This window comes from Streptomyces xingningensis (assembly GCF_054957865.1).
Map to the genome: position 1 here is coordinate 1 of NZ_JBDJPF010000087.1, position 18,778 is coordinate 18,778.

The 18,778-nt window shown below is 70.6% G+C and carries 25 protein-coding genes; 13 read left to right on the top strand and 12 right to left on the bottom strand.

The window, feature by feature from the left end; genetic code table 11:
- Nucleotides 1–345: helix-turn-helix domain-containing protein (locus ABCR83_RS29855; RefSeq protein ID WP_462698356.1), on the bottom strand; the 345-nt coding region annotated here is incomplete at its 3' end.
- Between the two features lie 85 nt (nt 346–430).
- On the opposite strand from ABCR83_RS29855, the gene ABCR83_RS29860 reads away from it, so the two are divergent.
- Nucleotides 431–880, top strand: coding sequence for a tetratricopeptide repeat protein (locus ABCR83_RS29860; protein ID WP_462698357.1), 450 nt, complete (start codon nt 431–433; stop codon nt 878–880).
- Nucleotides 881–887: 7 nt separating this feature from the next.
- Here ABCR83_RS29860 and ABCR83_RS29865 read toward each other — a convergent pair whose 3' ends face one another.
- Entirely contained in the window at nt 888–1,505 is a 618-nt protein-coding gene (locus tag ABCR83_RS29865) for a TetR/AcrR family transcriptional regulator (RefSeq protein WP_462698358.1), read from the bottom strand.
- An 80-nt stretch (nt 1,506–1,585) separates the two neighbouring features.
- Between ABCR83_RS29865 and ABCR83_RS29870 the strand changes: the two genes are divergently transcribed.
- Both ABCR83_RS29870 and ABCR83_RS29875 read left to right on the top strand, forming a co-directional pair.
- Nucleotides 1,586–1,801: a hypothetical protein gene (locus tag ABCR83_RS29870; protein WP_462698359.1), complete on the top strand. Its 216-nt coding sequence runs from the start codon at nt 1,586–1,588 to the stop codon at nt 1,799–1,801.
- The gene (locus ABCR83_RS29875; RefSeq protein ID WP_462698360.1) at nt 1,798–1,965 is read left to right on the top strand and encodes a hypothetical protein; all 168 of its coding nucleotides are present in this window, start codon (nt 1,798–1,800) and stop codon (nt 1,963–1,965) included. Before ABCR83_RS29870 ends, ABCR83_RS29875 begins: the two co-directional genes overlap by 4 nt.
- Nucleotides 1,966–1,970: 5 nt before the next feature.
- On the opposite strand, the gene ABCR83_RS29880 is transcribed toward ABCR83_RS29875, so the two are convergent.
- Nucleotides 1,971–2,525, bottom strand: a complete 555-nt coding sequence (locus ABCR83_RS29880; RefSeq protein ID WP_462698361.1) for a TetR/AcrR family transcriptional regulator — start codon at nt 2,523–2,525, stop codon at nt 1,971–1,973.
- A gap of 74 nt (nt 2,526–2,599) precedes the next feature.
- On the opposite strand from ABCR83_RS29880, the gene ABCR83_RS29885 reads away from it, so the two are divergent.
- Entirely contained in the window at nt 2,600–3,097 is a 498-nt protein-coding gene (locus tag ABCR83_RS29885; protein WP_462698362.1) for a PPOX class F420-dependent oxidoreductase, read from the top strand.
- Nucleotides 3,098–3,158: 61 nt separating this feature from the next.
- Here ABCR83_RS29885 and ABCR83_RS29890 read toward each other — a convergent pair whose 3' ends face one another.
- From ABCR83_RS29890 to ABCR83_RS29905, 4 genes are all read right to left on the bottom strand, one after another.
- Nucleotides 3,159–3,356: a hypothetical protein gene (locus ABCR83_RS29890; protein ID WP_462698363.1), complete on the bottom strand. Its 198-nt coding sequence runs from the start codon at nt 3,354–3,356 to the stop codon at nt 3,159–3,161.
- A 125-nt stretch (nt 3,357–3,481) separates the two neighbouring features.
- Nucleotides 3,482–3,976, bottom strand: coding sequence for a hypothetical protein (locus tag ABCR83_RS29895; protein WP_462698364.1), 495 nt, complete (start codon nt 3,974–3,976; stop codon nt 3,482–3,484).
- Nucleotides 3,977–4,146: 170 nt separating this feature from the next.
- Nucleotides 4,147–5,160, bottom strand: coding sequence for an MsnO8 family LLM class oxidoreductase (locus ABCR83_RS29900; RefSeq protein ID WP_462698365.1), 1,014 nt, complete (start codon nt 5,158–5,160; stop codon nt 4,147–4,149).
- 54 nt (nt 5,161–5,214) lie between these two features.
- Complete coding sequence (locus ABCR83_RS29905) at nt 5,215–6,708, bottom strand: hypothetical protein (RefSeq protein ID WP_462698366.1); 1,494 nt, start codon at nt 6,706–6,708, stop codon at nt 5,215–5,217.
- A 344-nt stretch (nt 6,709–7,052) separates the two neighbouring features.
- Between ABCR83_RS29905 and dapA the strand changes: the two genes are divergently transcribed.
- The gene (dapA, locus tag ABCR83_RS29910; protein WP_462698367.1) at nt 7,053–7,940 is read left to right on the top strand and encodes a 4-hydroxy-tetrahydrodipicolinate synthase; all 888 of its coding nucleotides are present in this window, start codon (nt 7,053–7,055) and stop codon (nt 7,938–7,940) included.
- A 39-nt stretch (nt 7,941–7,979) separates the two neighbouring features.
- Here the strand turns inward: dapA and ABCR83_RS29915 are convergent, their stop codons facing one another.
- The 3 genes from ABCR83_RS29915 to dapD form a co-directional block, all read right to left on the bottom strand.
- The gene (locus tag ABCR83_RS29915) at nt 7,980–8,642 is read right to left on the bottom strand and encodes a hypothetical protein (protein WP_462698368.1); all 663 of its coding nucleotides are present in this window, start codon (nt 8,640–8,642) and stop codon (nt 7,980–7,982) included.
- On the bottom strand, nt 8,639–8,788 hold the full coding sequence (locus ABCR83_RS29920; protein ID WP_462698369.1) for a hypothetical protein: 150 nt from the start codon (nt 8,786–8,788) through the stop codon (nt 8,639–8,641). Before ABCR83_RS29920 ends, ABCR83_RS29915 begins: the two co-directional genes overlap by 4 nt.
- A 117-nt stretch (nt 8,789–8,905) precedes the next feature.
- The gene (gene dapD / locus ABCR83_RS29925) at nt 8,906–9,895 is read right to left on the bottom strand and encodes a 2,3,4,5-tetrahydropyridine-2,6-dicarboxylate N-succinyltransferase (protein WP_462698370.1); all 990 of its coding nucleotides are present in this window, start codon (nt 9,893–9,895) and stop codon (nt 8,906–8,908) included.
- Nucleotides 9,896–10,032: 137 nt separating this feature from the next.
- Between dapD and ABCR83_RS29930 the strand changes: the two genes are divergently transcribed.
- The 5 genes from ABCR83_RS29930 (at nt 10,033) to ABCR83_RS29950 (ending at nt 14,414) form a co-directional block, all read left to right on the top strand.
- The gene (locus tag ABCR83_RS29930) at nt 10,033–11,244 is read left to right on the top strand and encodes a S8 family peptidase (protein ID WP_462698371.1); all 1,212 of its coding nucleotides are present in this window, start codon (nt 10,033–10,035) and stop codon (nt 11,242–11,244) included.
- 94 nt (nt 11,245–11,338) lie between these two features.
- A complete protein-coding gene (locus tag ABCR83_RS29935; RefSeq protein WP_462698372.1) occupies nt 11,339–11,980 on the top strand; it encodes a TetR family transcriptional regulator in 642 nt (213 codons plus the stop codon).
- Nucleotides 11,977–12,645 (top strand): VC0807 family protein, encoded by a 669-nt coding sequence (locus ABCR83_RS29940; protein ID WP_462698373.1) that lies wholly within the window; start codon nt 11,977–11,979, stop codon nt 12,643–12,645. Before ABCR83_RS29935 ends, ABCR83_RS29940 begins: the two co-directional genes overlap by 4 nt.
- A 10-nt stretch (nt 12,646–12,655) precedes the next feature.
- Nucleotides 12,656–14,089 carry an FAD-dependent monooxygenase gene (locus ABCR83_RS29945; protein WP_462698374.1) on the top strand — a complete coding sequence of 478 codons (1,434 nt, stop codon included), beginning with the start codon at nt 12,656–12,658 and terminating at the stop codon, nt 14,087–14,089.
- 82 nt (nt 14,090–14,171) lie between these two features.
- A complete protein-coding gene (locus ABCR83_RS29950; protein WP_462698375.1) occupies nt 14,172–14,414 on the top strand; it encodes a hypothetical protein in 243 nt (80 codons plus the stop codon).
- Here the strand turns inward: ABCR83_RS29950 and ABCR83_RS29955 are convergent.
- Nucleotides 14,392–15,369 carry a GlxA family transcriptional regulator gene (locus ABCR83_RS29955; RefSeq protein WP_462698376.1) on the bottom strand — a complete coding sequence of 326 codons (978 nt, stop codon included), beginning with the start codon at nt 15,367–15,369 and terminating at the stop codon, nt 14,392–14,394. The two genes, ABCR83_RS29950 and ABCR83_RS29955, sit on opposite strands and share 23 nt — an antisense overlap.
- Nucleotides 15,370–15,461: 92 nt before the next feature.
- On the opposite strand from ABCR83_RS29955, the gene ABCR83_RS29960 reads away from it, so the two are divergent.
- Nucleotides 15,462–16,394, top strand: a complete 933-nt coding sequence (locus ABCR83_RS29960) for an NADP-dependent oxidoreductase (protein WP_462698380.1) — start codon at nt 15,462–15,464, stop codon at nt 16,392–16,394.
- Here ABCR83_RS29960 and ABCR83_RS29965 read toward each other — a convergent pair.
- Nucleotides 16,363–17,244, bottom strand: a complete 882-nt coding sequence (locus ABCR83_RS29965; RefSeq protein ID WP_462698377.1) for a helix-turn-helix transcriptional regulator — start codon at nt 17,242–17,244, stop codon at nt 16,363–16,365. The genes ABCR83_RS29960 and ABCR83_RS29965 overlap by 32 nt on opposite strands.
- A gap of 111 nt (nt 17,245–17,355) precedes the next feature.
- Here ABCR83_RS29965 and ABCR83_RS29970 point away from each other — a divergent pair, with 111 nt between their 5' ends.
- Together ABCR83_RS29970 and ABCR83_RS29975 are read left to right on the top strand one after the other, a co-directional pair.
- Nucleotides 17,356–18,066 carry an SDR family oxidoreductase gene (locus tag ABCR83_RS29970; protein WP_462698378.1) on the top strand — a complete coding sequence of 237 codons (711 nt, stop codon included), beginning with the start codon at nt 17,356–17,358 and terminating at the stop codon, nt 18,064–18,066.
- 14 nt (nt 18,067–18,080) lie between these two features.
- Nucleotides 18,081–18,689: a DsbA family protein gene (locus tag ABCR83_RS29975; protein ID WP_462698379.1), complete on the top strand. Its 609-nt coding sequence runs from the start codon at nt 18,081–18,083 to the stop codon at nt 18,687–18,689.
- Nucleotides 18,690–18,778: the final 89 nt, after the last annotated feature.

The window sequence follows — 18,778 nt, forward strand, 5'->3', positions numbered from 1 at the left end:
GGCGGACTTCCGGGACTTCTTCCGCGACTTGAAGCGCGGGTACCTGGCCCGCTTGGCGAAGAAATGCGCGAAGGCGGTCTGCAAGTGCCGCAGCGTCTGCTGGAGCGGCACCGAGGACACATCATTGAGGAACGCCAGCTCCTCGGTCTTCTTCCATGCCGTCAGCATCGCCGAGGTGGCGTTGTAGTTGACCCGCTCCTGCCGCGCCCACGCCTCCGTCCGGGCCGCGAGCGCAAGGTTGTAGACCTTCCGCACACACCCGAACGTGCGCGACAGCTCAGCGGCCTGCGCATCGGTCGGATGGAAGCGGTATCTGAACGCCCGCCTCACGCACATCGTGGTCATGCTCACAAACTAGTGGGGCCACAAGTGAATCTCAAATCTGCAAGTCAGGGCACTGTGATCCGCCCTGGCGGCGAATCGCAGCCCCTTGCCCTGCTCCGCAGGAGTCCGATTCCTCCCCCGCCTGAAGGCGGGGGTCTCCTCGGAGGCATCTGATGAATCGCTCACCGCCACCCGCGAAGGCGCCGAGGTCTACCGGCGGCTGGGCGACAAACCACAACTCGCATGGGCCCTGTACAACCTGACGGTCCGGCTGCTGGAGGCGGGGCGGGCCACCGAGGCCGTGGATCCGGAGCGCGAGGTGCGCGACATCCACGCCGCCCTCAGCCAGTCCGATCCCGTCACCTACCGGCCGAAGCTGGCAGAGGCCGCGCTCACCCTGGCCAAGTTTCTGGTCCAGGCCAACCGCCGCTCCGAGGCACGGGCCGCTGCCCAGCAGGCCGTTGAGGTCTACGAGCAGCTGGCCGCCGCCGACAGGGGCCGCTATGCGGCCCTGCTCAAGGAGGCGAAGGAGCTGCGCGACTCCTTGCCTGCCTAGCCGGCGCCTAGCCGGCCAGCTCGTCCAGATGCGCGAGCAGCACCACGGCGCACATCTGCGCGTTCAGCACGCCCGGGTGCCGTACGGCAGCGAGGCCGAGCCCGTCCAGGAGTGCGGCCAGGCGCTCGGTCTCGATGTCGAGGTCGCGGCCGGGGCGCAGGGTGCCGGTTTCATCGAGCCGGACGAGGACGCGGCGCACCAGCCGTCTCGTGCCGGCAGCGGCCTGGTGCGAGAGCTCCCTGAAGGCGGGGTTGGTGCGGGCGGCCGCGCTGAAGTCGAGAAAGACGGTCACCTCCGCGCGACGGCGCTCATCGAGCGGCAGGAGTTCGGCCAGCAGATCGGCCGCGAGCCGGAGCCGCTCCGGGCGATCATGGCGGCTCAGGTCTCCGATCCGCTCAACGCGCTCGAGCAGGCGGCCGCTGACGCGGTCGAGCATCGACTGCATCGCGAAGTCCATCAGCTCCTGCTGGCTGGCGAAGTAATGACGCAGCGAGCCGATGTTGAGCCCGGCCTCGTCGGCGACGGCCCGCAGCGAGGTGCGCTGGAGGCCGTCCCGTACGACGACTCGGAACAGGGCATCGACGACCTCGCGGCGGCGGGCGTCCGGATCCACGAGCTTGGGCATGCCCTCTTTCTATCACGCCTGTGATAAATTGCTTTTTATCACAGGCGTGATAGAAACTGAGCGGGAGGGTTCGGGTCTTCATGGAGCGGCTTCTCAATCTCATGCTCATCAGGTTCGGCCTGATAGCGGGTGGCATCGTGGTGCTGGCCCTGGTGGTCTTCACCATCGCCCTGTCCCTGAAGCGCAGGGGCAGGCTCGACCAGGCGCGCAAGTACGCCGACCCTGCCGCACGGGCGGCGATGCGCGCTGTCGCGCGGCGGATGGAGGACGGACGGCGACGGGGCGGGCGGCGATGACCGCCCTCGCGATGGACTCGTCCGACCTCGTCGACCACCTGCTGATGGATTACGCGATCAAGGGCGGCATCGTCATCGTGGCCCTGATCCTCCTGGTGCTCGGGATGGTGGTGGTCTGGCGGAGGGCGGGGCGCGCAAAGGAACGGCCCGGCAGGGGGCGATGAGCTCCTCAGGCCCCGGTGGAACTCGGGGCCTGGGTGAGCGATTCGATGCAGGGTCGCAGGAGTTCGACGATCCGCTCGGGCGGTGCGTCACGGAGACCGTCAAGCTGCAGGAGGTGGCGGCCGACGATCACCCCGAGGGTGATCGCGCCGGTCAGGCCGGTGCGCAGGGTGGCATCGTCGGCAGGAAACGCGCTGCCGAGCTGCTGCCGCTGACGGTTGAGCGCGCTCCGGACCCCTTCGGCCGCCTCCGGGTGGGTCAGCATCGAGCGCAGCATGGCCAACGTCGCGGTCGGCCCGTCGGTCAATTTGGCGTGCAGCGTGGCGAGCAGTTGCTCGGTGAGCTGTTCCGGCGAGCCGGTGACCGGTTCACCGGGCGGAGTCTCGGTGGCCCGAGCGAACAGCTGCTCCTTGGAACCGAAGTAGTGCATGACCAGACCCGGGCATGGCGCGAGCGCATGACCGCCGGCGGTGGCAGCCGCTTCATCTTCGACCGTTTCGACAACGTCGTCGTACACGAAACCACCGATCCCGAGGTGATCGTCGCCGAATACGACCTCCACGGCAGGATGGCCGCCACGGACCAGTCGTTCCTCTTCTCGTACATCCTGGTACTGCGGTCCGGGACGGCCGGATCGTGCACCTGCGCGACTACCTCAACCCCCTGGCCATGTCCCGCGCGGTCGGCACACCACCCGGCATCGACGCCACCGCCCCCGCCCCGGCACCCCCAACCGGCCACGCCGACCTGCCGGCACGACCCCTGTTCGCCCGGGTGGCGACCATTCGTCCGGACGGTGCGCCGCAGAACAGCGTGATGTGGTTCGCGTGGGATGGCACACGCCTGAAACTGACCCATTCACGACGGGGACAGAAGTTCCGCAATGTCACCGCCGATCCGCGGGTCTCCGTATCCCCGGCTGATCCCGACATCCCTTACCGTTCACTGGAGATCCGAGGCGTCATCGAGTCGATCGCCGACGATCCGGGTGCGGAGTTCTTCGCCGGTCTCGCCCGTCGTTACGGCCTCGCCGTCCCCACGCTCCCCGGCCCCGAGGATCGGGCCATCCTGTCGGTCCGGCCGGTCGCATTCGCCACTTCAGGGCCGGCGGAAAAGCCAGGCGACCCCTCATAGGACGGAAGTCCCGTCCGTGCGCACCGAGTTGGCGGCACAGACGGGGCTACTGCGACAACGTCTACGGCCGGTTCCTGCCGTCTTCCCGCACGCAGTCGAGGCAGACCCACCTCTTGCGGACCACCAGTCGCGTCCGCTCCTTCGGGTGCCTGCCGCACCACCCGGAGGGTCCGGACTTGTCGGGCAGGTCGCGCTTGATCAGCAGCCCGATCAAGAACCGGTTGCTGGGCGGCCTGTCCGGGAACGGCGTGTCACTCATCGTCGCCCTCCTGCTGATCCTGGTCCGGCTCAGCCGGGGTCACGATCTCGTTCTCGTACACGTCATACCCGTTGACTTCATCGTTGCCACCCACGACGGGACTCCATTGGCTCAGAGGGCAGGGGCTATTGCCGCCCTTTCGCAGCGCAGACGGCACATTGCCCCCGGCGCAACCCGGTACTGGCCACCCCTGAGGGATGTAACGCACAACCGGCAAGTAGAAGGCGCGAGTTGCTACGGGCATGTCGAGGGTGGGCGTCGTAGTCGGGCATGTCGGTGTCCTTGATGCCTTCGCCCGGGGACGGGCCATATGCCTTGCCCGCCGCGTACATCCGCGTCTCGAAGAGGCGGCGGGCCTGCTTCCAGACGCTCTTGCCCTTCATCGGGCCGCCGGAGAACACCCGGCTCTCATTGATGGGGCTGGCGCAGCTGCCGTTGTACCGGCATGTCTGCTCGCCCGGGTGGAACTGCTCGAAGTCATCGCCGGCATAACCACAGCCGCCCTGTCCCCGGCAGTCTCCTTCACCATGGCAGACGTGCTGGACGGTCGCGCACCGGCCGGCCCCGGCCATGTCGCCGGTGCCTCCGGCGCCAAGGCCGGTACACGAGTTCAGACCCATGCATACGTGGAGTTCCTTCGGGCAGTCGTCTGCTTGCGCATGCCTGTCGGGCACGGAGTTTCTCCTCTCTCCGACGGACGGAAGCCCACACACTGGCAGAAGCAGCCGCACTCGGAGGAGGAGAACTCCGGCCAACCGGCAATGAGGTACCAGATCCCGCCATCTGCCGTTCAAGCGGGATTCAGCCCGGCCAGCCGGGCCAGCCGGCCGTAGGACTCCAACAGCGCCGCCCGGTCATGGGTGTTGGTGGTGACCAGCACCTCATCCGCCCCGGTGCGCTCGACGAGCGAGCCGAGTTCCGCCGCGACCTCCTCTTCCGTGCCGTGGACGTGCCCGTTCAACCCGGCCTCGTAGAAGCCCCGTTCCCGTTCGGTCATCGCCGGCGCCTCGATCTCCTCGGCGGGGCGCAGTGGCGGGAAGGCGCCATGGGTCCGGGAGTGGGCCAGCGACCAGGCCTCCGGCATCAGCAGCCGGCGGGCCCGCTCGGTGGTCTCGGCGACGGCGACATTGCCCGCGACCACCACATAGGGGCGCTCCCACCAGGCCGAGGGCCGGAAGGCGGTGCGGTAGCGGCCGATGGCGGCGAGCATCTGGGGCTTGCCCTTGAGCCCGCCGATGACCAGGGCCGCACCGGCCTCCGCCGCCACTTGCGCACCCGCGTCATTGGCGAGGACGAACGCCGGCAGGCGCAGGCCCTCGGCGGGGCGGGCGTGCACCTCCGGGTAGGCGGCCGCTCCGTCCGTGAACCAGCCGGCCAGCTCGGTGAGCTGCCCGGCGAAGCCGGCCATGGCCTCCTTCTCGGTGCCCAGCGCCCGGCGGATGCCGTCGGTGAAGCCGACCGAGCGGCCGAGCCCCATGTCGATCCGGCCGGGGAAGAGCGACTCCAGCACGCCGAACTGCTCCGCGACCACCAGCGTCCGGTGATTGGGCAGCATCACCCCGCCCGTGCCGACCCGGATCCGGGAGGTCGCCGAGGCGATCGCCGCCGCGAGCACGGTCGGTGCGGAGCCGGCCACGCCGGGCACGCTGTGGTGCTCCGACACCCAGAAGCGGTGGTAGCCGAGCGCCTCGGCCTGCCCCGCGAACCGTACGGTGTCGCGCAGGGCCTCGCCGGGGGCGTGGCCCTGCCGGGTGTGGGAGCGGTCGAGGATCGAGAACGGGATGGTCCGTAGTGCAGCGGTCACGATCACTTCAACGTGCGGGTCCGCTCAGGATTCCCGCGCGTCGGCGTGCCGGCCTCAGCGTCGGGACCTCGCCTTGAAGGCCGCCTTGCGAGCCTCCTTGGCGACCTTTTTGTCCGGGTGCAGCCGGCCCATCGCCTCCAGCACCTCGGCGGTGGCCGGATGGTCCACCCGCCATGCCATGTCGAAGAACCCGCTGTGCTGCCCGACCAGGTCCGCCACCAGGCCGCGCAGCTCCTCCGAGTCGCCGCCGATCGCGAGCTGGGCCGCGATGGTGTCCACGGTCAGCCAGAAGACCATGGTCTCGCCCGGGTCGGGGATGTCCTGGGCGTCCCGCTCGGCCAGCCAGACCCGGGCGAGGCCGCCCAGCCAGCGGTCGCCGAGGACCTCGCGCAGTGCGGGCTCGGCCTCGGCGCCGACCAGCGAGAGGGTCTGCTGGCAGGCGAGGCGGCGCAGCGGCGCCTGCTCGTCGTCGCCGCGGGCGGCGGCGAGCAGTTCGCGGGCGGCCTCCGGCGAGGTGCGGCGGGCGAGCCAGAGTTCGGCTTCGGCACGGGCGGCCTGCTCGGGGTGGGCGGGGAGAGCGGCGAGCAGCTCGTCGGCGCCCTGTGCGGCGAGGTCGCCGACGGCCGGGGCGTCGACGCCGGCCTCGAGCATCCGGGACCGTACGGCGAAGATGCCGAGCGGGGTGAGGGCGACCATGCCGTAGCGGGTGACGTCCTCGTCCTCGGGGAGGTCGGAGGGCACCGCGTCCACGGACTCTCGGATGTGACCCTCGCCGTCGACCTCCTCGATCAGCGTCTCGTCCACGGGCTGGTACTCGACGATGCCGGTCGGGGCGAGCAGCCGGAACTGGTCGTCCAGGCGCATCATCGCGTCGGAGACCTCTTCCAGGATGTCGTCGGTGGGCTCGTCCATGTCATCGGGGACGATCATGGATGCGGCGAGCGCGGGCAGCGGCACGGGCCGGTCGGCCGAGCCCTCGTCCAGGGCGGTGAGCAGGTAGAGGTTGCCGAGGACGCCGTCCAGGAAGTCGGCCTCCTCCTCCGGGTTCCAGTCGAGGGAGTCGAGGTCGAGGTCGCCGCCCTCGGAAATCTGCTCGACAATGTCGCCCAGGTCCGGTGCGGCGGCGTCGGCCAGGACGGTCTCCAGGCCGCCGAGCCACAGGTCCAGGATGTCCTGCGGGCTGCCGGACAGCAGGGTGTCGAGCTCCTCCCCCGCGACGGCGGTGCCGCAGGGTGCGTCGGAGTCCGGGGTCACCGCGTCCGCGTCCGGGTCCTCGGTGAACTCGACCAGGCCGGTGTCCAGCGCGAGCTGCCAGGCCTCGGCGGTGTAGGCGGCGCCGTCCTCGTCGCTCTCGAGCCCGAGCAGTCCGCTGGCGGTGCGCAGTTGGTCGGCGAGGAGTTCGCCGCCCGCGCCGACCGGGGTGCCCTCTCCGGCCCAGCGGGCGAGCTGTGCGGCGCGGGCGAACAGCGGCGCGGAGAGCGCGTCCCGCGCCAGCTCCGCGTCGGGGTGAAGCCGCACCGGCGGCATGGTCGGGCGGTCTCCGGACATCAGGGGGGTCATCTCCTCGTAACGCTGGCGTCATGGCGGCCCACCGGTCCCGGCGGCGCGCACCGGCCAAGCGTAGACGGGTTTCGCACCATGCCGCCCGGTTCATGAACCCAACAGGGTCGGTATGCCTGCGCAACCTTGACAACTCCCCTTGGTTCAGCGGGGATTGACGCGCGTAGACGCCTCCCCGAGCCCGGCCCCCTGCCAGGTGTTCAGCCGTGGCGCCGGAGTCCGTAAAGAAGTCGTAGCAGCGCTTAGAGGTCGGCGAAGAACAAGTAAATGGACCTGTACGGTCGAAGAGGCCCAGAATCCAGCTCAACCTAGATCTCTGGAGTGTGAGCGAGATGCCGTCCACCAGCCCCTTCGGTCGTACCGTCTGCGCCATGGTCACGCCCTTCACCGCGGACGGGGCACTCGACCTCGACGGGGCGCAGCGCCTCGCCGACCGCCTCGTCACCGAGGGCCGGTGCGACGGCCTGGTGCTGAACGGGACCACCGGCGAGTCCCCGACCACCAGCGACGCGGAGAAGAGCGCGCTGGTCCGGGCGGTGGCCGAGGCCGTCGGCGGCCGGGCGCGGATCACGGCGGGGGTCGGCTCGTCCGACACCCGGCACACGGTGGAGCTGGCCCGGGCGGCGCAGGCGGCGGGCGCGGACGGGGTGCTGGTGGTGACCCCGTACTACAGCAGGCCCCCGCAGGAGGACATCGCGGAGCACTTCCGCACCGTGGCCGACGCGATCGGGATACCGGTGATGCTGTACGACATTCCGGGGCGCACCGGCACCCGGATCGAGGTCGGCACCATGCTGCGGCTCGCCGAACACCCGCGCATCGCCGGGGTCAAGGACTGCGCGTACGACCTGCTGGGCAGCTCGCAGGTGATGGCGGCGACCGGCCTCGCCTACTACTCGGGCGTCGAGGAGCTGAACCTTCCGCTGCGCGCGATCGGCGCGGCGGGCTATGTCAGTACGGTGGCCAATGTGGCGGGCCCGCTGCTGGCCGCCGTGCTGGACTCCTTCGACGGCGGCGCGAACGCGGCGGCCACCGAGTGCCATCAGCGCGCCCTGCCGCTGATCACCCTGATGATGGCGAGCGGTCTGCCCGGCACGGTGACGGCCAAGGCGCTGCTGGGCGCGCTGGGCCTGCCCGCCGGTCCGGTCCGGGCGCCGCTGCGGGCGGCGGACCAGGTCCGCACGGAGGCACTGCTGAAGGCATACCACCAGGCGTTGTGACGCCAGGGGCGTCCGATGGGTTGGCACAGGCCCTGGGGATCAGGGCTCCCCGGGTCCGTGGAACTTCGCCAACTGGCTCTGGAACCAGTCGAGTCGGGCCTGGAGCAGGGCCGCCTCCGCCATCAGCTCCGGTAGGTTCGCGGCCGCCGGTGCGCCGGTGCTGCCGGGCTGCTCGGCGGTGATCGTCAGCGGTCCGTCCGCCAGCCGGGCGAACTCCGCGAACGTCACACCGGTGAGTCCGGGCGCGCAGCCGCCGCAGTCGGCGGACACCACCCGCCAGCCGGGCCGCCCCCAGCCCGCGTCCGTGAAGCGGGTGGCCGGGCGGCCGCAGGCGCAGCACCCGACGCGGACGGTGTGCACCCGCTGGCGGGCATAGCGCATGCCGCGTTCGTAGCGGATGTACGAGCCGAGCACGCTGACTTCGAGGACGACGGCGCGGCGGTGCGCGCCGACGCAGGTGAGGCCGATGGTCTCGGTGAGCGAGTGCAGGCAGTGGAAGCCGCAGTCGCAGCGGCGGGCGGGGGCGTGGTGGCGGCGGCCGTAGACACACCGGGCGTCGTCCACCACACCATAGGGCGAGCCGCCGCCGAGGGAGACGCCGGTGAAACCGGCCCGGGTGCCGCTGTGCGACAGCACCGGGTAGGCGATCTTGTAGCCGGTCGGGGGCTCCGTCGGGCGTTCCTCGGGGAGCCGCAGCCTCATCGTCCGGCCGGGGCGGCTTCTCGGGGGGCGGGCTCGGGGGCGTGCTGTTGCACGGGCTCTTCCGCCTCCCCCATCTCCGCGACTTCTTCCGTCCCTTCCGCGAATTCTTCCGCGAATCCGACGGCGAGTGGCTTGCCGAGCTTCATGACGCCTCCCGGTTGTTCGCTGTCCGTGGACGGAACCGGTCCCATGGTGGCGCAGCGTGTCCGGGCGCGCCAGAGCGAGTTGGTGCCCCGGTCCGGGGCACACCCCTCGCCCGCGCGCTAGTTGTGGCTGTGCAGCGCCTCGTTGAGCCCGCCCCAGTTGCTCTTGTACGGGCGGGCCTCGACCGCGCCGGTGGTGGAGTTCCGGCGGAAGAGGACGTTGTCGGCGCCGGAGAGCTCCAGCGCCTTGACGATCTCCCCGTCCGGCAGGGTGACGCGGGTACCGGCCGTCACATACAGCCCGGCCTCGACGACGCACTCGTCGCCCAGCGCGATGCCGATGCCCGACTCGGCACCCAGCAGGCAGCGCTCGCCGATCGAGATGATCTGCTTGCCACCGCCGGAGAGGGTGCCCATGGTGGATGCGCCACCGCCGATGTCGGTGCCGTCGCCGACCACCACGCCCGCGCTGATGCGGCCCTCGACCATCGAGGTGCCGAGCGTGCCGGCGTTGAAGTTGACGAAGCCCTCGTGCATGACGGTGGTGCCGGAGCCGAGGTAGGCACCGAGGCGCACCCGGTCGGCGTTGCCGATCCGGACCCCGGACGGGGCGACATAGTCGGTCATCCGCGGGAACTTGTCGACGCTGGTGACCTGCAGGTGATGGCCCTCGGCCCGGGCGTTCAGGCGCACGGTCTCCAGCCGGTCGACGGCGACCGGGCCGAGTGAGGTCCAGGCGACATTGGTGAGCAGGCCGAAGAGGCCGTCGAGGTTCTGGCCATGCGGCTCGACCAGGCGGTGGGAGAGCAGGTGGAGCCGCAGATAGGCGTCGTGGGCGTCGACCGGCTTGTCGTCGAGCGAGGCGATGACCGTACGGACGGCGACGATCGTGACCTCTCGGCGCGGGTCCGGGCCGACCGCCTTGGCGGCGGTCTCGCCCAGCAGCTCCGCGGCGCGATCGGCGGTCAGCCGCTCGGTACCGGTGGGGCCGGGCTCGGCGACCAGCTCGGGGGCCGGGTACCAGGTGTCGAGGACGGTCCCGTCCGCGGTGATCGTGGCGAGGCCGGCGGCGACGGCGCCGGAGGTGGGAGAGACAGCAGCATCGGTCATGTCCGAAAACCTAACCGGACCGGGTGGCTCAAGGCGAACCGGCGAACTCGGGCCGCCCCGGCCGTACCCGGGGGCGGACCCCGCCGGTTGGCTCAGCCCATGTCGCGGCTCCTTCGGGAACGTCATATCCAGAGGTCATGAGACTGCCCAAACTCTGTGTGCTCACGGCGCTACTGCTGGCCATCCCCTTCGTCGCCACTCCGCCCGTCTCGGCCGATCCGGTCCCGGCCGCCCTGGCCCCCCTGCACAAGACGCCGGGGCAGGCGGTACCGGGCCACTACATCGTCCGACTGCACCAGGGAGCGAGCCCGCGCGCGCTCAGCACGCGTCTGGGGGTCACTCCGGACATCGTCTACTCGCATGCGCTGACCGGATTCGCCGCGACCCTGACGCCCGCACAGCTGGACAGCGTCCGCCGCTCCCCGGAGGTGCAGGCGGTGGAGGAGGACGCGGCCTTCACCCAGTCCGAGCCCGAGGCCGGGTCCGCCGGCAGGCGGGTGGCCGCGGCCTCCTGGGGGCTCGACCGCATCGACCAGCGCAATCTGCCGCTGGACGGGCAGTTCAATGTCAAGGGCACCGGGGAGGGCGTGACCGCCTTTATCGTCGACACCGGCATCGACTACGCCAACGCCGAGTTCGGCGGCCGCGCCAAGCCGGGCGTTGATCTGGTCACTCCCGGCGGCGATGGCTCCGACTGCCCCACCGGTACCGGCCATGGCAGCCATGTGGCGGGCATCGTCGGTGGCGCCAACTATGGCGTGGCGCGCAAGGTCTCGCTGGTCAGCGTCCGCACCCTGGACTGCACCGGCAGCACCACCACCGCCCGCCTCGACCAGGCCCTCGACTGGGTGGCGCAGAACTTCACCGCGCCCGCCGTGCTGAACGCCTCCCTCAACGGCCCGATGTCGGCGGCCACCAATGCCGCCGTCGACAACCTCGCCGACCGGGGCGTGCTCCCCGTGGTCTCGGCCGGCAACGCCGCCCCGGGCCAGCCGCCCACCGACTCCTGCCAGAACTCCCCCGGCAGCGCCCAGCAGGCAGTGGTCGTCGGGGCCACCGACCTCAAGGACGAGATGGCCTTCTTCAGCGACTGGGGTTCCTGTGTCCGCATCATGGCCCCGGGCCAGGACATCGTCTCCACCAAGCCGGGCGGCGGTCCCGCGACCAAGAGCGGCACCTCCCAGGCCGCCCCGCATGTGACGGGCGTGGCGGCGCTCTACAAGGCCCAGAACCCGGGAGCCACCTCGGCGGCGGTGGCGAGCTGGCTCAACTCCCAGGCCACGCAAGGGGTGCTGACGAATGTGAAGCCCTCGACGCCGAACCAGCTGCTGTACACCGGCGGTCTCTGAATCCTGGCCCTTGAGCCCTGGCCCTTGACTCTTGGTCATTGCTTGACCGAACCATCTCTTGCTCGGCCGAGCAAACCTCTTTACGGTTTTGCTCATGGAAGCAAAAAATGATGCAGCCAAGCAAAAGACGGGCGCATCGGACCGGACGTTCACCGAGGCGGCCCGACGGGCGCAGATCGTGGGGGCCGCGATAGAGGTGATCGCGGACGTCGGCCATGCAAAGGCCACGTTCTCGAGGATCGCCAAGCAGGCCGGGCTGAGCAGCACCGGGATGATCTCGTACCACTTCTCCGGCAAGGACGACCTCATGCGGGAGGTCGTCGCCGAGGTCATGCGGGTCGGTGAGGCCTATATGCGGCCGAGGATCGAGGCCGAGTCCACCCGGCCCGCCAGGCTGCGGGCCTATATCGAAGGGAACCTCGCGCTGGTGGCGGAGTACCCCAAGCATCTCCCCGCCCTGATCGAGGTGCTCGGCAACACCCGGGGCGACGACCCGACGATGCACGAGTTCGCCGCCTCGATGGATGCCATGGTCAACCTCCAGGCGGAGCGGATGCGCGAGGGCCAACAGGCCGGAGAGTTCCGTGAGTTCGACCCCATGGTGATGATGCTCGCGATCCGCGGCGCCATCGACGCGCTGGTGAACCGCGCCGCACGCGAACCGGGCTTCGACGCGGCGGCGTGCGGCCGCGAGCTGGCCGACATCTTCGACCACGCGACCCGGAGGACACCGTGACCGAGCTGACGGCGCCTCGCCAACAGCAGCGCAGCGAGCGTGAGAAGAAGGCCGCACTGCGCACATTCCTCCTGCAACAGCTCGTCTTCGAGCTGGCCCTCCCGCTCGGCGGCTTCTACGGACTGCAGGCGGCGGGTATGAGCCTGTGGCTCGCTCTGACGATCGGCGGCCTGCTCGCGGTGCCGTGGGTCGTGTACGGCATGGTGAAGCGCCGAAAGGTGGAGGTCATGCCGCTGTTCACCCTGTGCCTGATGGTGGTCGGTGCGCTGATGTCGATGGTGTCCGGCAGCCCCCGGGTGCTGCTCATCAGGGACAGCTGGTTCTTCGGCCTGGTGGGACTGTGGATCCTGGGTACGCTGCCGACCCGGCGCCCGTACGTCATGACCATGTCGCGGCCGGTCATCCTCGCCAGGGCCGGCGAGGAAGGGGTGGACAAGCTGGGAGCCCGGTGGGCGGGCGAGCCCGGTTTCCGCCGTAGCGTCCGCGTCCTGACCGCGATCTGGGGGACCGTCCTCACGGTCGATGCAGCGATACGCGTGGTGCTGGCCGTCACGCTGCCGGTCGGCTCGGTGCCGCTGGTGAGCACCCTGCAGTATCTCGTGGTGCTGGCAGGACTGCTGTTCTTCCACACCCGTTATATCGACCGGCACGGCTTGAAGATCTGAAGGGGAGGATATGGAGACGGACTTCGATGTGATCGTGGCGGGCGCCGGCCCCACCGGTCTGCTGCTCGCCAATGAGCTGGGCCTGGCCGGGGTGCGCACCGTCGTGCTGGAGAAGTCGCCCGAGCGGACCGGGCAGTCGCGGGCGCTCAACCTCCAGCCGCGCACCGCCGAGGTGCTCGATCTGCGCGGCTGGCTCGATCCGGTCGCCGAGCGGGCGGTGACCCGGCTCCCCTACGGGCACTTCGCCGGGATCCCGCTGGACTACGGGGTCTTCGCGACCCGCTTCCCCTATCAAGTGGGCATTCCGCAGGCCCGAGTCGAGCAATTCCTCGAGGACCACCTCGCCACATACGGCATCCCCGTCCTGCGCGGACATGAACTGACCGGATTCGAGCAGGACTCCGCCGGGGTCACCGTGACGGCCACCGGCCCGGACGGTCCGCACCGCCTGCGCGCGGCGTACCTCGTCGGCGCGGACGGCGGGCGCAGCCGGGTCCGCCGTGAGCTCGGCGTGGGGTTCCCCGGCCGGGACGGCCGTATCTCCATGGTGGTCGCCGACGTGGTGATCGACGCCGACCCGCCGCTGCCCGTCGAGTGGAGGCTGCCGTCGTTCGGCTCGGATACGTTCCTCATCCCGCTCGGCGACGGCGTCTGCCGCATCCTGTTCGGCGGACCCGAGCAGCAGGGCCTCGACCGCGACGCCCCGGTCACCGAGGACGGGGTCCGCACCGCCCTCACCCGGGTGCGCACGGTCCGGTCGCGGCTGGACCTGCGCGAGGTCCGCTGGGCCTCCCGCTTCACGGATGCCTCGCGCCAGGCCGAGCAGTATGTGAACGGCCGTGTGCTGCTGGCCGGCGACGCCGCCCACATCCACTTCCCGGCCGGCGGCCAGGGCCTCAACCTCGGTATGCAGGACGCCTTCAACCTCGGCTGGAAGCTCGCGGCAGCGGTGCACGGCTGGGCGCCCGAGGGCCTGCTGGACACCTACCACTCCGAGCGGCACCCGGTCGGCGCCCGCGTCCTGCAGAACACCCGGGCCCAGGGTGTCATGGTGATCCCCGACGAGGACGTCGTCGCCCTGCGCGGCATCATGACCGATCTCCTCGCCACCCCGGACGGCAACCGTCACCTGGCCGGCATGATCTCCGGTCTCGACATCCGCTACGACATGCCGGGCGCCCATCCGTGCACCGGCACCCATCTGTCGGACTTCCCCCTGCCCGCCGGGCGCGGCCTCTTCCTCGACTTCGGCCCGGCCGACGGCCTCGCCGAGGTGGTCAAGCCCTGGCGCAACCGCATCGACCGCACCACCGCCTCCCCCGTCGACGGCCTCGGCGCCGACGCGGTGCTCCTGCGCCCCGACGGCCATGTGTGCTGGGCCGGCTCGGACGACGCGGGGCTGCGTGCGGCGGCCGAGCGCTGGTTCGGGCACCCGATGGGCTGAACCGGCCGGGGGAACCGTTTGGCGGGGCCCGGTGCGGAAAGCCGCAAACGGACAGGAACGCCATCGGCACTGGGGGTTTCGCATGAGCGTGAGTTACGCCCACGACATCCGTCCGTTGTTCACCGACATGGACATCGCGCACATGAGGCCCATGGGCGTATTGCTGGACGACTTCACCTACATGTCCGACCCCGGCCATGCCCAGGGCGTCCTCGACCAGGTGTCCAGCGGGTCGATGCCCCCGCCCGGCAGCGGCGAGCCACCGTGGCCGCCGGAGCGGGTGCAGTTGTTCCGGGACTGGATCAACGGCGGCTTTCAGCCGTGACGGCGCGGAACGTACGCCGATAGGCGCCCGGTGAGACGCCGATCGCGGCCTGCAGATGCTGCCGCAGCGTGGCATCCGTACCGAACCCGGCCCGCTCCGCGATGCGGCTCACCGGGAGGTCGCTGTCCTCCAGCAACTGCCGTGCCAGGTCGACGCGTTGCCGGATGAGCCACTGCCCCGGGCTCATCCCCGTTTCGGCCCGGAAGCGCCGGGTGAAGGTGCGCCGGCTCATGCCCGCGTGCTTGGCGAGGTCCGAGAGCTGGAGCGGCTCGTGCAGCCGGTCGAGCGCCCAGGCGCGGGTCGCGGACGTGCCGGCGTCCGAGCTCTTCGGCACCGGCCGCTCCACGTACTGCGCCTGGCCGCCCTCGCGTTGTGGGGGGACGACGCAGAGCCGGGCCACCTGGTTGGCGACGCGGCTGCCGTGGTCCAACCGGATCAGGTGCAGGAGAAGATCGATGCCGGCGGCGGCCCCGGCCGAGGTCAGTACGCGGCCCGCGTCCACGAAGAGCACATCGGGCGCGAGTTCGACCCGGGGGTACAGCCGCCGGAAGCGGTCGGCGTAGCGCCAGTGCGTGGCCGCCGCCCTGCCGTCCAGCAGTCCCGCCGCCGCCAGCGGGAAGGTGGCGAGGCAGATGCCCACGATCCGGGCCTGGGGACCGATCCGGGCCAGCGCCCGGGCCGTCCGGCGCGGCAGGCTCCGGCTGTCGGTGATCTCCACGAAGCACTCGGACGCGGGAATGACCACGGTGTCCGCGCCGGCCAGCGCCGAGGCGTCGTGCTCCACGGCGACCGAGAAGTCGGCGGCCGTCCGCACCGGCCGTCCGTCGGCGGAGCAGGTGACCACCTCGTAGAGGGGACCACCATCGGGTCCGGCGGCGACCCCGAGCAGCTTGGACGCCAGGCTCAGTTCGAAGGGGACGACTCCGTCCAGGGCCAGAACCACCACACGGTGCATGGCCCAATCCTTACACATCATGGCCTTCAGGCCACTGTCGATGCAGCTCGGGATCCAGGGATGCTGCTCGCATGACCACAATGAAGACCACGATGAAAGCGATCGGCCAGAGCACCTACGGCGGCCCCGAGGTCCTGCGGGAGGTCGAGATCGACCGCCCTTCGCCCGGCGTCTCCGAGGTGCTCGTCCGCGTCCGCGCTGCGGGCATGAACCCGACCGACTGGAAGCACCGGCGGGCCGCCCTGCTCATCGACCGCCTGCCGATGGTGCTCGGCTGGGACGTCTCCGGCGTGGTGGAGGCCGTCGGCCCCGGCGTGACGATCCACCGGGTCGGTGACGAGGTGTTCGGCATGCTCCCCTATCCGCACGGCCACGGCTCGTTCGCCGAGTATGTGGTCGCGCCGGCCCGCACGCTGGTGCGCAAGCCGGAGAACATCGATCACGTCCAGGCGGGTGCGATCCCGCTGGCCGCCCTGACCGCCTGGCAGGTCCTGGTGGACGCCGCGGACGTACAGCCCGGGCGGCGCGTCCTGATCCACGCCGCCGCGGGCGGCGTGGGCCATCTCGCCGTGCAGATCGCCAAGGCGCGGGGCGCGTATGTGATCGGCACGGCCAGTGCCCCCAAGCACGCGCTGCTGCGCGAACTCGGCGCGGACGAGCTGATCGACTACCGGAACCAGGACTTCACCGGGACCGCCCCGGTCGACCTGGTCCTCGACACCCTCGGCGGAGACACGGCCGTCCGGTCACTGGAAACCCTCAAACCCGGCGGCCAGTTGATCTCCATCGCCGTCCGGGACTTCCCGGACGACCTCCCGGAGCGGGCCGCCGCCCGGGGAATCCGCGCCTACCCGCTCATCGTGGAAGCCGACCAGGCGGGCATGCGCGCCCTCGCCGACCTGGTCACCGAGGGCAGGCTCAGGCCCGTCGTCGAGGCGTCGTTCCCCCTCCGCCAGGCCGCCAAGGGCCATGAGTTGGGCGACACCGGACGCGTCACCGGCAAGGTCGTCCTGACCATCCCCTGACCGACGGCCGGGTGCACAGGGCCGCCGATTCGGCGAGCAGTCCAAGCCTCTCGGCGGCGACACTGCCCGGTGCGGCGGTGTGGACGACCAGGCGCAGATCGCTGTCCGGCACGGTGAGGACGTCGCAGTCCAGCACCAGCGTCCCGGCCTCCGGATGGTGGATCGTCTTGGTGTTCATCGTGTGCACGCCCATGGTGCGGGAGTCCCACAGCCCGGCGAACCGGGAGCTGGCGCCGCGCAGTTCGGCGATGAGTGCCTGCAAGCCGGCGTCCGAGGGGTAGCGAGCAGCCGCGGCCCGTAGGTCGGCGACCGCGGCCGCCTCGAAGCGGGCCTCCTGCTCGGGGGTGTGGCCGACCCGGTCGACGAGCCCAGTGAAGTGGCGCCACAGCACATTGCGTTCGCGGCCGGACCGTCCCGATGGATCACCCAGCAGCACGGCGAACATCCGGTTCCAGGTACTGAGGGTCCAAGACGCGTCGTAGACGCCGACGGGCGTCCCCTCCAACTGGTCCAGCAGCCGCCGCACTCCCGGCGTGAGGGACGCCGACATCCGATCGCCCATCGGCATGGGCTTTCCCGCGAGGAGAAACAGATACCGGCGTTCCGGTTCTGACAGCCGCAGCGCTCCCGCCAGTCCCTGGAGGACCTGCCCGGAGGGCGAGCCGCCCCGACCCTGTTCCAGGCGGATGATGTAGTCGACGGACACACCCGAGAGCAGCGCCAGTTCCTCACGCCGCAGCCCGGCGGCCCGGCGGGCGCGCCCGTTCGGCAGCCCGGCCGAAGCGGGATCCATCCGGTCCCGCCAGTGCCGCAGCATCTCACCCAGCTCGTTGTTCCGGCCCTCGCCCATGTGCCCAAGTATCCGGCAGTGGGCAAACAGCGCGGGCGGCAGCCTGGTATCGCCCTTCCCAGGAAGAACCTGGTACTCCCTGCCCGCTCCCCAGATACCGACACTGGCGGCATGACCACAACCACGCTCATCACCGGAGCCAACAAGGGCCTGGGGCTGGAAACCGCCCGGCGCCTGATCGAGGCCGGGCACACCGTCTACCTCGGAGCGCGTGACGCCGAGCGCGGCGCGGCGGCCGCGCGGCCGATCGGCGCCCGGCCCCTGCTGCTGGACGTCACCAGCGACGAGTCCATACGAGCGGCCGCGGAGTTCGTCCGGGAGCAGTCGGGGCGGCTGGACGTCCTGGTCAACAACGCGGCCGTCCGCGGACCCGCCGGTGACGCCGGTGAGCTCACCGGCGCCGGGATGCTGGCGGTGTACGACACCAATGTGTTCGGCGCCGTACGGGTCCTGCACGCCTTCCTGCCCCTGCTGACGGCGAGCAAGGCCCCCGTCGTGGTGAACGTCAGCAGCGGCCTGGGGTCACTGACCGTCGCCACCGATCCCGCGGGCCATGCATCGATCGTGCCCACCTGGATACCTGCACCGGCCTATGGCTCCGCCAAGGCCGCCCTGAACATGCTCACCGTGCAGTACGCCCACGCCTACCCGTCGATCAGGATCAACGCGGTCGATCCCGGCCACACCGCCACCGACTTCAACGGCCACACCGGTGCGCAATCCGTTGCGGAGGGTGCCGAGATCATCGTGCGGATGGCGATGACCGGCCCCGACGGGCCGAGTGGCCGCTTCTTCGCGACGAGCGGCCCGATACCGTGGTGAAGGAGGGCCCGGACATGGGGAATTCGCGTCAAGTCGAGCTGACTTTGGACCTCGTATGCGTCCACGGCTACATCGGATTCACTCGGCTCGTCCGAGCCGCGCGCCGATTCCGCGACGAAGGCTACGGCGAAGTCGAGCTGACCTTCCGCCCGTTCCAGCTCGTTCCCGAGGCACAGGCCACCGGCGAGCCGCTCCTCGATTTCTACCGGCGCACCCGTGGCGAGAAATTCGCCCACGAGGTTGCGTCCAATACCTCCCTCGGCGCCGAGGACGGCCTTGAACTGAACTTCGGACGAGCCGTGTTCACCAACTCCTTCGACGCCCACCGGCTCCTCGCTCAGGCATCCGCCCAGGGTCGTGGCGAGGTCATGGCCGAGCGGCTGTTCCGCGCCTACTTCACGGACGGTCTGAACATCGCCGACGGCGCGACGCTGGCCCGGCTGGCCACCGAGGCGGGGGTTGTTTTCGCAGCCGACGACGGAGCGGATGCACTGCATGCCGAACTGGGACGAGTCCGGGAGCAGTTCGGCAATGACGACGTTCCGGCCTTCCGCTTCGCGGGCGGTGCTGTCCTGGGCCGTGACCGGTCGGAGGAGGAGTTTCGGGCGGCCTTGCGGGGGTGACGAAGTGTGGTGGGTGCTGGGCTTCAACCAGTGCGGAGTGTTTCTGCACCGCTTCGCGGTTTGGGGGGGGGAGGGCAGGAGGGGCTGCG